We start from the raw sequence: 12,840 nt of genomic DNA, 5'->3' as shown, positions 1-12,840 counted from the left end.
AGGAGCTAGACAATGAAATTTTCAAAACATTTATTTTTTTTAATTATAGCAAGCACAATATTATTATCCGGTTGTGGATTGCCAGGGCTTGGTGGAAGCCAGTCAAAGGACGAGATTAAAGTTTCAGCGTTGGCTACGAGTGAATCTCAAATCATGGCATATATGATAATCAACCTTATCGAACATGATACAGAAGGTGAAATTAAAGGTTCAATCATTAATAACTTAGGCTCAGCAACAATCCAGCATAATGCACTAATGAATGGCGATGCAGATATCTCGAGCACCCGATATACTGGAACAGATTTAGTGGGTGTCCTTGAGTCTGAGCCCATTACTGATCCTAAAAAAGCGATGAATTTAACTAAAAAGTTGTTTCAGCAAAAATTTAATCAGACCTTTTTTGATTCATATGGTTTTGAAAATACCTTTGCCTTTATGGTAACTAAAGAAACTGCAGAAAAATATGATTTACAGACTGTTTCAGATTTAGAAAAAGTAAAAGATGAAGTAGACGTAGGAACAGATACAACTTGGATTAAACGTGGTGGTGATGGATACGCACCTTTCCAAGAGCATTATGGTTTTGCTTTTAATTCAATTAAACCGATGCAAATTGGACTCGTTTACGATGCTTTGAAAAGCAAAAAATTAGATGTTGCACTAGGCTATACGACCGATGGTAGAATTGCAGCTTATGATTTAGTAGTACTTGAAGACGATAAAAAGTTCTTCCCAACATATGATGCAAGTGCTGTAGCACCAAACAAACTTTTAAAAGAGCAACCAGAAGTTAGGAAAGCACTTAATAAATTGAACGACAAAATAAGTACGGAGCAAATGCAAAAATTAAATTATGAAGCAGATGGAGAAGGCAAAGAACCAGCAGTTGTTGCAGAAGAATTTTTAAAAGAGCACAATTACTTTGAAAAAGAATAATGCACAGTATATGCACTTGTGAGTAGTTATCAATGTATCTTCACACCCAATTAATGTTAACGTGTTGGCATAGAATAGGAAGTGATAATATGAAATTTACTATAAAAGTGTTTATATCAGCACTCATGTTCTTCATTCTTATAAGCCAAAAAAATAAAATAGAATAACAATAAAGCGTTTCCAAAATTGGAGACGCTTTTGTATATATTATAATATTAGCAGTAATTTGGGCTGACTTTTGACTCGTTTATAAAGTACTAGCCGAAGATTACAGTCTAAGGTAGTGCCGCGGAAAGCATGCACAAAAGACTGTCGACAAAGTCGGGGGCTTTGTCGACAGTCTGATGGGAGTGGGACAGAAATCTATTTTTTTAACAAGATTTCGTCGTATGAGACAGTTCGGCAAAGCTGACTAGAAAATGGAATACAAGAGTTGAAGCTCTTGCAAAAGCTTGATAAAAGCGCATTTTCAAATCAGTAAGCCACTGCCAATATAATAATTGAGGCTGATACATGTATTTTGTATCAGCCTCTTATCTACGTTCTGTTAGTTTTCTATTGTAGTAGAAATTAATATTTCAAACGCTTATCTATTTTTTATGTTTTTCATCATCTTTATAAACAAAATATTTATAATATTTGCCCTCTGTTTTCATATCTTCATAGAAATGAGCCATTAAAGTCGCATTACTTTCAGCCCACTTAATGTCTGTAGCATATTGATGTTCTCCTGGATTTTTAGGGTTCCATCTCATACTATAAAGCGTGTTTTGATCTTCATTAGATAAAAAGTGATCATGAATAAAGTTAGCCCCACCACTAATTGCTTTTTGTGGTGTGTCCCAGCCATGTTTTTTAGCATATTCTGAACCTGTTTTAATTGGATCTTCATCAAGTGCACCTACACCAAAGAAGTTATAATATTTTTTACCATCAATTTCTACACCACTTGCAAGTTCACTTTTAGCAGAGCCTGTTTCAAGTAGCGCATGTGAAATTAAATAAACTTCATTAACGTGCTTGTCTTGTGCGGCTTTTATAAAATCATCTGAATGCTCTAACAGTGTAGGGTTATCTATGAGCATACGTTTTATTCTATTTTCATCAATACCTTGATACTTATCTAATTCTAAAAATTGGTATTTTTGCGTATCACTTTCAATAAATTCACTACTATTCATCGCAGATTTTATCTCAGTAGATGACGCATCTCTCCATGTTTTATTATCTTTACTTGAAATTTGTTGGCTAGTATAATTATCGATTTGTTTTTTAGATGCTTTATCCAAAGTTACTTTAAGATTTTCCACTTTTTCTTGTTCGTCAACTTCTTTAAAAAAGATTTGATCTGAGATCATTGAAAAAACAACAACCGCAGCTACACCTAAGACTATCAATAAACCAATGATTGATAGAATTGAGCCTTTTTTGTGCTTCGTCATGTTTACACCTCTTAGGTAATAATTAGGAAGGACACGCCTTCGTCATATGTATCATAGCTTTAAAGCTATCCGATAATAAAGTTTAACACTAATTACTTGAACAAACAATTTAATATGAACGTTGTTACATATTCATAAAAAAAGTAATGAAATTTTAATTTCATTACTCTTGACTTTTATAATAATCCATTATAATAAAGCTTGCAGCTTGTGATCTATTTTTATAAAAATAACGATTTAAATCAATCGTACCTTCTATTTCCCCGTCCCGATACATCATTTCTTTTGCCATATTGTTTATCATAACAAAATCTGATTTATCTTTAATCAGATCCAAATCATCATGCCTTGCAAAAAAATGTTCTAAATTTAAATATGCGTAATCCATATAAACCTCCTGATAATTGTCCGAAGATAATAATATACCTCTAAAGTGTTATATCTTTAAGTTGAATACGCGCTAATGTTATAAAACTTAAAATTTATCTATCTTATGACTACTATTTAACACCTATTATCCCTATTTGGCAAATGAAAATTACTATTTCTTATAATAAAATAATAACATCCGGAAATACATGTTGTATATACGACAATGGAGAGAATGAATGACCTTCGAAGAAGTTTATAAAAAATACAAATATATTATTCATTATCTATTAAAAAAATACAATATTCAGTACAATTATGATGAATATGCTCAACTCCTCTTAATTAAAATGTGGGAGCTAAGTAAAATCTACAATTCACAAAAACGCAGCTCATTAAACACTTTCTTATATTCACGATTAAATTTCTATTTGATAGACCTTTTCCGCAAACACCAAGCTCTAACTCTAGTTGATATTTCAGAACAAGAAGTTAAATCTTCTTTAATTAATGATGATTATGACAACATGCTAGTATTTCAACAATTTTTTATCGTTATTGACTGATAAAGAACAGCAATGGCTACTATTAAAATTTGCAGGACTTAAACAATATGAAATTGCAAAACTTCTAAATTGTTCTGTCTCAACTTTAAAAAACTATCAAAAACGCATTCGACAAAAACATTTAAAATTTTATACCCATGATTGAGGTGAATATGATATGACTCCACTTACTAAACTACTCTATTTCAAAACAGTTGTTGGGCCAGAAATATTAACAATAAGCCAATATACGACACACCAATTCACTTACCCTACTACAATTAATCTCACATTAAAGTATTTTTTAGAATCAAGACATTTATCTTTAACTCTTCAGACAAAACAAGCCAAACATTTACTAAAAATACGTAAACTCGTTCCAATATTTATTAATAGCGATATAACATTATTCCCAATAAAACCACAGCGCTCACCAATACAATATTATATTAATGCAATTCCAATCACGGGATTAAAGTCAAAAGGGACACAAACAATTATATATTTTGAGAACGCTACCTATATTACAGTCAATGCTCCCTATCTATTTATTCATAAAAAATGGCAAGAAAGTTTAACGCTTTCTCACCATTCAACATAGCGCTATCCAACTATAACGCCTTATTATGTTTATATTCTAATAATTTTTTCGTAAAATAAGCAGTTACCATTTTAATCAAATATAAACTGACGATTAATAGTAATATTGAGCCAATCAAGGTCAAAATAACAGTTGTAGTAGATAATTGCACTTCAGGTTTAATAAAGTACTGTACAGATGATAGACTTGTCAAAAACCCAAATAAAAACAAACCTAATAGCACGATATAAGTGATTAAAATACCTATAAGCAATGCAAATAATTGTGTTGATGATACAACTTTCTCTTTAAAGACATATTCCTTTAAAAATTGGTTTGAAAATGCAATAGGACGATTTAAACTTTGTCCGTCACTAGACTTAGTAACTTCTTCTAACACTTCATTCAATTGATTTTTTTCTTTTTTATTTAAAAACCATAATTGCTTTTTAACTTTTTGTTTAAAGATATCTAGTTTCATAAATGTTTCTCCTTTAGAACTTACGCAGAACTTTATACTCATTAAATAATAAATCAATTATCTAGGTTATTCAATTAAATTTTAAAATATTTTTATTATCTTTAATTTTATTAATTGTTATATTATCTACTCTACGATAACTAAGCCCATTAATGCAGCAAATTGTACAGCTTGATTTCTAGAAACTTTACAACCTAATAAGTCTTCTTTGTTAACCACAAATGACTCAAAATAAGATTGGCTTAAATCACAACCTTTTAATGGGGTTTGATAAATTGATAAATGCTCTAAGTTACTATCATCAAAAACTACCTTTTTCAAAGTTGAATTATGAAATTCTGCATTTTCAAAGTTACTTTTTTGGGTCATTAGTGTTTCTATTTTAGAATCCACAACACTTATAAAATCAGCTTTCACTTCATCAAATACTATATTGCCAAATCTCATATAATTAAATAAAGTTCCTGTCATACGGCAGTTTTTAAATGTCACTCTATGTATGGAGCCATGATCCATTTTCGTATTCGAAAAATCACAATTTTCAAAAATAACATCTGTAAAATCAGCACGACCTAAATCAGAGTTAGAAAAATCACAATCCTTGATATAAGAACCATAAACTACAAATCTTTGTAAAACTTTATTACTTAAATTAGCATTTTCTATTTTCGCGACTTCAACTATATCATCTTCATCTTGAAAAATTTCTTCTAATTCTTTAAGTTCTAAATTTGCACTAATTTTGGGTTGTTGTATTTTCATAAATAATCTTCCCCTCTTTATTATTCATAGTTTAATTGAACAAGTAGTTATATGTATTTGAAACTCAAGACATTCAACAGTATAACAGATATCTTAGCATCCTATACTTATGCTCAATAAAAAAGCTGAGACAACTCATTTAGAATGAATTGCCTCAGCCTATTATTATCTGAAATTTAAATTTCTTAATCTTCTATTAAAGAATAGATAATCCTGAACTTTGAATATCTTTAGCAAATCCTTGTACTGTATCAACTGATAATTCGTTAACATCACGGCCAAGGTTGTTATTTACTTTTTTCACAACGTCTGCAGGACATGTAATGATATCTGCGCCCACTTCATCCGCTTGGATTACATTGATTACTTCACGACAGCTTGCCCAAAGTAATTTAACACCTTTTTTACTATGTGTAACTTCTGCTGCATCTTTCATCAATGGAACTGGATCTACACCAGTATCAGCAATACGACCAGCAAATACTGATACATAAGTTGGAACACCTTCTGTTACAGCTTCTGTAATTTCTTTAACTTGATCTAAAGTATAAACAGCAGTTACATTTAAACGCACATTGTCTGCTGATAATTTTTTAATTAGAGAAATAGTTGATTCACCTTTTGTGTTTACAACTGGAATTTTAACAAATACGTTTTTACCATATTGTTTCAAAATCTCAGCTTCTTTTTCCATTGTTTCTAAATCATCAGCGAATACTTCGAATGAAATAGAAGCATCAGGAATTTCACGAACAGCTTCTTCTGCGAAAGCTTTATAGTCTGTTACACCTGCTTTTGCCATTAAACTAGGGTTAGTAGTAAAACCATCTACTTGTTTATTTTTATAAGCTGTTTTCATTTCTTCAATATCTGCACCATCTGCAAACACTTCAACATTTAATTTTGCCATTACTAATTCCTCCTGACTTAAATAAATAATTCAATAAAGAATTATTTTTATAACGGTTATTAACCATACAACTCATTTATACCACCATTAATCAATAAATTCTAATTTTTTGCTTGAATTGTCAAAATCTTTAGAGTAAAAAGAAACATTACGCGTACTTAAAGCTCTATTCAGTTATGACTTACAGTAAATCTAAATTTATATATATTCTAAATTTACAAATTAGTTAATTTTTTGTAAATCTATGGTATTATTATTTAATGAATTGTACTAGGAGGTAAATATGGCACGTTCAAAACTTTATTTTTATTTATCTAGTTTATTGGTTATTATTAGCTTGTATTTTAATACTAGAAATCCTCTAATTACTATGCATTTTAGTTCAATGATCAAATTAATTTTTGTTTGTAGTATTATTAACGCTATTATTTTAATAATTTCAATTATTTTAGCAGATAAATCAATTAAACACTTACATGAAAATTCTGGGTGGGTTAGAAAAGCTAGTAAGATATTACCTTACGTAATATTAGTAGTGCTTATCATCCATATCGTTGCTTCACTTTCAACATTTGGTATTATTTTCTAATTAATGCTACAAAAGTTATAATACTTTTGTAGTTTTTTATTTTTTGTCGAGAGGAAGAATAAAAACAATGCAATACTTATATATTTTTATAGGTGGTGCGATTGGTGCTTTACTAAGATATCTATTAACATTCATCAACCAAACTGCTGAATTTCCAACAGGCATATTTATTGCTAATATTGTTGGTGCTTTCTTAATGGGCCTTATTGGAACTTTGACAATAAAGTATTTTAGAAATAATCCATTACTTAAAAAAGGTATAACTACTGGATTTTTAGGCGCACTCACTACTTTTTCTACTTTTCAATTTGAGCTCGTTTCATTTTTAGAACAACAGGCATATTTATTAATGATTTTATACGCTTTAAGTAGTTATATTATAGGTATACTCGTCTGTTATTTCGGGGTAAAATTGGGGGCTCGTTTATCATGACACAATTACTGTTAGTTATGTTAGGTGGCGGTCTCGGAGCTGTAATCAGAGGAGTGATTACTAACGTTTGTACAAGTAGATTTAATAGTAAGTTACCTATTGCAACGCCAATCGTTAATATATTAGGCAGTTTAATAATCGGTTTATTGATGGGTATGACATTAAATATAGATTGGGTCCATCCCTTTGCAATTGTCGGCGTTCTCGGCGGATTAACGACATTTTCTACTTTATCTTCAGAGTTAGTCAAATTATTAATAACTGAAAAGAACATATTTATTTTTTTAATTTATTCTTTACTACAATATGGCGCGTCATTTTCAGCCTGTTTATTAGGATACATCATGATTTAGCCGATTAATTGAAACTCAGATGCATATAAATACAATCATTATTAATAACTTCAATCACCATCCCTTTTATAAAATAGTTAAGCACATACCTTCAAAAGAAAAATAGTTAAAAAGCCCAATCTATTAAAAAAACTAATAGATTGGGCTTTTTTATTTAGGAATTGCGAATTTGTAACGGTCACTTCTTTTAATACTAGTGTCCACTATATTCAGATGGATCTGGACCGATTCTTCTATCCTCATTGAGTTTATCTAATTTTTCAATTTGTGCTGATGTTAATTGGAAATCAAATACATTTAAATTTTCTTCTATTCTAGAAGGTGTCACTGATTTAGGTATTACTACAACACCATGTTCTATGTTCCAACGAATAATCACTTGTGCTGGTGATTTTCCTACTTCAGTTGCAACATTTCTTACAGTATCATCTTCTAAAATTTGCGCATTCATAAGTGGTGACCATGATTCCATATGAATATTCTGTACTTCTAAATATCTTCTTAATGATTCTTGCAATAAATATGGATGGAATTCAACTTGGTTTATCACAGGTTTAATAGAAACTTGGGCTAACAAGGCTTCAAAATGCGCCGTTTCAAAATTACTTACTCCAATATTTTTTACTCTGTCATTTTTATATAAGTCTTCCATACCTTGCCAAGTGTCTATCATTAAAGCTTCATCTGTACCCGGCCAATGCATGAGATACAAGTCTAGGTAATCTAATCCAAGTTTATTTAAACTCGTTTCATAAGCATCTGTAACATTTTCACGGCCATAATCTGCTAACCATAATTTAGATGTGATAAACAAATCACTTCTATTTTTACCTGTAGCTGCTAAACCTTCTGCAATACCTTCCCCTACTTTTTCTTCATTTTCATACACCATTGCAGTATCTATATGTGTGTAACCATTTTCTATCGCATGTTTTACTGACATTTTACATTCGTCACTGTTTTCGACACGAAAAGTACCTAAACCAACAATTGGCATTTCATTGCCATTATAAAAAGTTACATTTTCCAAATTAAAATCCCCTTTTCTATTTAGATAACTATTATATTAATCAATTTTCTTTAAATTATAAATTAAAAGGACTTTAAATAACCAAATTATATTGTATTAATCCATAAAACACATTGTTTGTGCATTTAAAACTCCAACAAAAAGATAGATAACCTGTATGGTTACCTATCTTTTTAAAATTAAGTATTTCACATTAATTAAATGTTTCTATTTCATCCATAACACGTTGCAAATCTTCAACATTGTATTGAATTCGACCGTGGAATACAAATTTATTAAAGAACTCATCAAGTTGCTCTGCACCCACTAGTACCTTAGTATTTGAACTTTGTGCATAATTTGAAATCGTTACAGCACCTTCATTTTTAGGATTGAAGTATAAAATAGTAGTTGGTGTGAATTTTAAATTAAGTTCTGTTTGAATATCACCGGCAAGTTTTTCTATTTCATTTAAATGCGATGTATAATTTACAAACGATAATGATTCCGCATCTTCATTCTTATCTAATACAAGCGTTTGTGGCGTGTGCTTATCAAGATCTAAAGTATTAAATACCTGCTCCATCATTGGTTGTTCTTTGAATTGGGCTGCGCTAACGCCATTATATACATGCCCTTTCAATAACTGTGAATCTATGATGTATAGACCAGTACGTGTCAGTACTAAGTGGCTAATACGTTGAACGTCGCTAAATTCATTTCTAGGTAAAAATATATTAGCCATAATATGCATATCTTCAGGACGAATTCTTTTCTCATTTACAAGACGTTCACGGATACCAATCAATCTCATGTCAGTTACATATTCACTATGGTTCTTAGAAAATAATTTCAAGGCATCAATTTCTCTGTCTTTAGAACTAACTGTAGCTGCATATTCTTCCTTTTGTTTTGTTACAGTTTTTTTATTTTCTATTCTTTCTTTTTCCAACTCTTCCTCATGTTCATCGCTTAATTTTTGTTCTCTAGATTTATATTGCTCTTCAGCCTTTTTTTGCGCTTTCTTTTTACTTTTTAAAGCAAGCATAAATAATATCAAACAAATGACTGCTACGATGATTGCCACGATTAAACCAATTTCTATTGGCCCTAATGAATTCATAACAAAAACGCTCCTTTATGTGTTCAGTAACTTAATTATAATAGATAATAGCTCATCATTCGATAGAAAAGTCCATAAAATTAAATTTTAGTTTATTATACTTCTACAGAATCTTTTAATAAGTTTACTTTATCTAATTTTTCCCATGGCAATAAGATATCTGTACGGCCAAAGTGGCCATAGGCAGCTGTTTGTTTATAGATTGGGTGTTTTAAATCTAACATTTTAATAATGCCAGCAGGTCTTAAGTCAAAATGCTTACGTACCGCTTCCACTAATTCATTTTCACTGACACTACTTGTTCCAAATGTATCAATAGAAATTGAAACTGGTTCAGCAACCCCAATTGCGTATGCTAATTGTACTTCACATTTGTCTGCTAATTTAGCCGCTACAATATTTTTAGCTACATAACGTGCAGCATAGGCAGCAGAACGGTCAACTTTTGTTGGGTCCTTACCACTGAAACAACCGCCGCCATGACGTGCATAACCACCATATGTGTCTACAATAATTTTACGACCAGTAAGTCCAGCATCTCCTTGAGGACCACCAATCACAAAACGACCAGTAGGATTAATATAAAATTTAGTGTCTTCATCTAATAGATTTTCAGGCACTGTTGGATAAATGACGTGCGCTTTAATGTCATCTTGTATTTGTTGCAATTCAGTATCTTCTGCATGTTGCGTAGAAACAACGATAGTGTCTATACGTTGTGGTTTATCCTGTTCATCATATTCAACTGTTACTTGTACTTTCCCATCTGGGCGTAAATATTTTAATATTTCATCTTTACGCACATCAGATAATTTCTTAGCGAGTTGATGTGATAAGAAGATTGGTAAAGGCATATACGTATCCGTTTCATTCGTAGCATAACCAAACATTAAGCCTTGGTCGCCAGCACCAGTTGCTTCAATTTCTTCTTCAGAAACATCATTACGATACTCTAATGCTGTGTCAACACCTTGCGCGATGTCAGGAGATTGCTCATCAATTGCTGTTAATACGGCCATAGTTTGACTGTCATACCCATATTTTGCACGTGTGTAACCAATCTCTTTAATTGTTTCCCTTACTACTTTTGGAATATCAACATAAGTTGTTGTAGATATTTCACCTGAAATTAACGCCATACCAGTAGTTACCGTAGTTTCACAAGCTACCCTTGCATTAGGATCGTCTTTTAATATCTCATCTAATATTGCATCAGATACTTGATCCGCTATTTTATCTGGGTGCCCTTCTGTTACAGATTCTGAAGTAAATAATCTTCTATTGTATGTCATAATTTGCTCCTTTAGTTTTAAATTACGAAAATTCTCTCTCTGTTGAGCTCATTAAAAAGGGCCTTCATCACTATATTAAATAGAGAGAAGGCCCTTATACGTCCATTCGCTCTTATCGTTCAGACGATATATGTCTGCAAACGGTTTGGCACCTTTCTTCGTATTAAGAAGAGGTTGCTGGGCTTCATTGGGTCCATGTCCCTCCGCCACTCAGGATAAGAGAATCCGTTAAGTCCTATAGTACCTAATCTATGATATATTGTCAATTTAACAATTATTATTATTTATTTAAATTTCCTTTTAATATGATGTGGACTAATAATACATATGTGTTATACTCTTTAATTGTAAAGGCTTACATTAACTAAATAGCGTTGGAGGGATTAGTATGGCGGTAGATACATACACATACACAAGCAAGATTGAAAGTATATTGGACAAACCATCATCATTATTTCAATTATCTACAACACAGTTGTATAACAAAATTTTAAATAATGATGAAGGCGCATTGACTGAACTTGGAGCAATTAACGCTAAAACAGGTAAATACACAGGTCGTTCTCCAAAAGATAAGTTTATTGTAAATGAACCATCTTATAGAGATGACATCGATTGGGGTAACATAAATCAACCTATCGAAGAAGAAACTTTCTTAAATTTGTATGATAAAGTTTTAGCCCATTTAAACAAAAAAGATGAACTTTATGTATTTAAGGGTTATGCAGGTAGTGATGAAGATTCACAATTAAAACTCACAGTGATTAATGAATTAGCTTGGCATAATTTATTCGCACAAAATATGTTCATTCGCCCAAGTACTAGAGAAGAAGCTAGCGAAATCAAATCTGATTTCACTATTGTTTCAGCACCTTCTTTTAAAGCAGTTCCTGAAGTTGACGGCACAAACTCCGAAACATTTATAATTACCTCTTTCAAACATAAAGTAATATTGATTGGTGGCACTGAATATGCTGGAGAAATGAAAAAAGGCATATTCTCAGTAATGAACTACTTACTCCCTAAAGATAAAATCATGAGCATGCACTGTTCAGCTAATGTTGGCGATAAAGGTGATGTTGCTTTGTTCTTCGGATTATCCGGTACAGGTAAAACAACACTTTCTGCTGACCCAACACGTAAACTGATTGGTGATGATGAGCATGGTTGGAATGAAAACGGCATTTTCAATATTGAAGGCGGCTGTTATGCTAAAGCAATTAACCTTTCATATAAAAAGGAACCACAAATTTACGACGCAATTAAATATGGTACTATTTTAGAAAACGTAATTGTCGATGAAGATGGTGATGTAGACTTCGATGATAACTATTACACTGAAAATACAAGAGCCGCTTATCCAATTGATCATATCGATAATATCGTGACACCCTCTAAAGCAGCACATCCGAATACAATTATTTTCTTAACTGCTGATGCTTTTGGTGTATTACCACCTATTTCTAAATTATCTAAAGATCAAGCAATGTACCATTTCCTAAGCGGCTTCACAGCTAAATTAGCTGGTACAGAACGTGGTGTTACAGAGCCAGAACCATCATTCTCAACTTGTTTCGGTTCACCATTCTTACCTCTCAACGCAAAAGTATATGCAGACCTATTAGGAGATTTAATTGATGAACATGACGTAGACGTTTATCTAGTTAACACGGGTTGGACTGGTGGCCAATATGGGCTCGGACGTCGTATCAGCCTTAACTATACAAGACAAATGGTAAACCAAGCTATTACTGGACAATTAAGTGAAATAGAATATATTAAAGATGATATGTTCGGATTAGATATCCCATTAGAAATTGAAGGTGTACCTCAGACATTATTAAACCCTATTAATGCTTGGAGTAAGCCAGAAGCATATAGAGAGCAAGCTCAAGATTTAATTAATCGTTTTAAACATAATTTTGAAAAATTCGGTACAGAAGTAGAAGATTTAGCTAACAATGGCGGTTTCAAATAAGTTAAATAAATAAAAAAAGCATGAACTACGAAAGA

15 protein-coding genes and 1 riboswitch are annotated in these 12,840 nt (G+C 31.6%); of the genes, 7 read left to right on the top strand and 8 right to left on the bottom strand.

Features of this window, described 5'->3' with window-relative positions; translation table 11 throughout:
* The first annotated feature begins 12 nt into the window (after nt 1-12).
* Nucleotides 13-939: an osmoprotectant ABC transporter substrate-binding protein gene (locus SOJ_RS06595; RefSeq protein WP_002507287.1), complete on the top strand. Its 927-nt coding sequence runs from the start codon at nt 13-15 to the stop codon at nt 937-939.
* Between the two features lie 590 nt (nt 940-1,529).
* Here SOJ_RS06595 and SOJ_RS06590 read toward each other — a convergent pair.
* Together SOJ_RS06590 and SOJ_RS06585 are read right to left on the bottom strand one after the other, a co-directional pair.
* Complete coding sequence (locus tag SOJ_RS06590) at nt 1,530-2,381, bottom strand: N-acetylglucosaminidase (RefSeq protein ID WP_002507286.1); 852 nt, start codon at nt 2,379-2,381, stop codon at nt 1,530-1,532.
* 163 nt (nt 2,382-2,544) lie between these two features.
* Nucleotides 2,545-2,769 carry a hypothetical protein gene (locus SOJ_RS06585; protein ID WP_002507285.1) on the bottom strand — a complete coding sequence of 75 codons (225 nt, stop codon included), beginning with the start codon at nt 2,767-2,769 and terminating at the stop codon, nt 2,545-2,547.
* Nucleotides 2,770-3,308: 539 nt separating this feature from the next.
* Between SOJ_RS06585 and SOJ_RS14715 the strand changes: the two genes are divergently transcribed.
* Both SOJ_RS14715 and SOJ_RS06575 read left to right on the top strand, forming a co-directional pair.
* Nucleotides 3,309-3,461 carry a helix-turn-helix transcriptional regulator gene (locus SOJ_RS14715; protein ID WP_002507283.1) on the top strand — a complete coding sequence of 51 codons (153 nt, stop codon included), beginning with the start codon at nt 3,309-3,311 and terminating at the stop codon, nt 3,459-3,461.
* A 12-nt stretch (nt 3,462-3,473) separates the two neighbouring features.
* Complete coding sequence (locus SOJ_RS06575) at nt 3,474-3,896, top strand: competence protein ComK (RefSeq protein WP_002507282.1); 423 nt, start codon at nt 3,474-3,476, stop codon at nt 3,894-3,896.
* A 10-nt stretch (nt 3,897-3,906) separates the two neighbouring features.
* On the opposite strand, the gene SOJ_RS06570 is transcribed toward SOJ_RS06575, so the two are convergent.
* The 3 genes from SOJ_RS06570 to SOJ_RS06560 form a co-directional block, all read right to left on the bottom strand.
* Nucleotides 3,907-4,356 carry a hypothetical protein gene (locus SOJ_RS06570; protein ID WP_002507281.1) on the bottom strand — a complete coding sequence of 150 codons (450 nt, stop codon included), beginning with the start codon at nt 4,354-4,356 and terminating at the stop codon, nt 3,907-3,909.
* Nucleotides 4,357-4,482: 126 nt separating this feature from the next.
* Nucleotides 4,483-5,118 (bottom strand): pentapeptide repeat-containing protein, encoded by a 636-nt coding sequence (locus SOJ_RS06565; protein WP_002507280.1) that lies wholly within the window; start codon nt 5,116-5,118, stop codon nt 4,483-4,485.
* A gap of 196 nt (nt 5,119-5,314) precedes the next feature.
* Complete coding sequence (locus tag SOJ_RS06560; protein ID WP_002507279.1) at nt 5,315-6,028, bottom strand: transaldolase; 714 nt, start codon at nt 6,026-6,028, stop codon at nt 5,315-5,317.
* A gap of 283 nt (nt 6,029-6,311) precedes the next feature.
* On the opposite strand from SOJ_RS06560, the gene SOJ_RS06555 reads away from it, so the two are divergent.
* The 3 genes from SOJ_RS06555 to SOJ_RS06545 all read left to right on the top strand — a co-directional run bounded on the left by SOJ_RS06555 (nt 6,312) and on the right by SOJ_RS06545 (nt 7,403).
* Nucleotides 6,312-6,617 (top strand): hypothetical protein, encoded by a 306-nt coding sequence (locus tag SOJ_RS06555; RefSeq protein ID WP_002507278.1) that lies wholly within the window; start codon nt 6,312-6,314, stop codon nt 6,615-6,617.
* A gap of 67 nt (nt 6,618-6,684) precedes the next feature.
* The gene (gene crcB, locus SOJ_RS06550) at nt 6,685-7,050 is read left to right on the top strand and encodes a fluoride efflux transporter CrcB (RefSeq protein ID WP_002507277.1); all 366 of its coding nucleotides are present in this window, start codon (nt 6,685-6,687) and stop codon (nt 7,048-7,050) included.
* Entirely contained in the window at nt 7,047-7,403 is a 357-nt protein-coding gene (locus SOJ_RS06545) for a fluoride efflux transporter FluC (protein WP_002507276.1), read from the top strand. The genes crcB and SOJ_RS06545 overlap by 4 nt, the downstream gene beginning before the upstream one ends.
* A gap of 193 nt (nt 7,404-7,596) precedes the next feature.
* Here the strand turns inward: SOJ_RS06545 and SOJ_RS06540 are convergent, their stop codons facing one another.
* From SOJ_RS06540 to metK, 3 genes are all read right to left on the bottom strand, one after another.
* Nucleotides 7,597-8,433 carry an aldo/keto reductase gene (locus SOJ_RS06540; protein WP_002507275.1) on the bottom strand — a complete coding sequence of 279 codons (837 nt, stop codon included), beginning with the start codon at nt 8,431-8,433 and terminating at the stop codon, nt 7,597-7,599.
* A 193-nt stretch (nt 8,434-8,626) separates the two neighbouring features.
* On the bottom strand, nt 8,627-9,535 hold the full coding sequence (locus SOJ_RS06535; RefSeq protein WP_002507274.1) for a nuclease-related domain-containing protein: 909 nt from the start codon (nt 9,533-9,535) through the stop codon (nt 8,627-8,629).
* A gap of 95 nt (nt 9,536-9,630) precedes the next feature.
* Nucleotides 9,631-10,827 (bottom strand): methionine adenosyltransferase, encoded by a 1,197-nt coding sequence (gene metK, locus SOJ_RS06530; protein WP_002507273.1) that lies wholly within the window; start codon nt 10,825-10,827, stop codon nt 9,631-9,633.
* A gap of 109 nt (nt 10,828-10,936) precedes the next feature.
* Nucleotides 10,937-11,049, bottom strand: a riboswitch (SAM riboswitch).
* A gap of 166 nt (nt 11,050-11,215) precedes the next feature.
* On the opposite strand from metK, the gene pckA reads away from it, so the two are divergent.
* Nucleotides 11,216-12,805: a phosphoenolpyruvate carboxykinase (ATP) gene (pckA, locus tag SOJ_RS06525; RefSeq protein ID WP_002507272.1), complete on the top strand. Its 1,590-nt coding sequence runs from the start codon at nt 11,216-11,218 to the stop codon at nt 12,803-12,805.
* Nucleotides 12,806-12,840: the final 35 nt, after the last annotated feature.

The sequence above is a fragment of the Staphylococcus sp. OJ82 genome (genome assembly GCF_000294465.1).
In the GTDB taxonomy this organism is placed as follows: domain Bacteria; phylum Bacillota; class Bacilli; order Staphylococcales; family Staphylococcaceae; genus Staphylococcus; species Staphylococcus equorum.
Note: the sequence above shows the minus strand (reverse complement) of the source record. Positions and strands in the feature narration are given on the sequence as shown.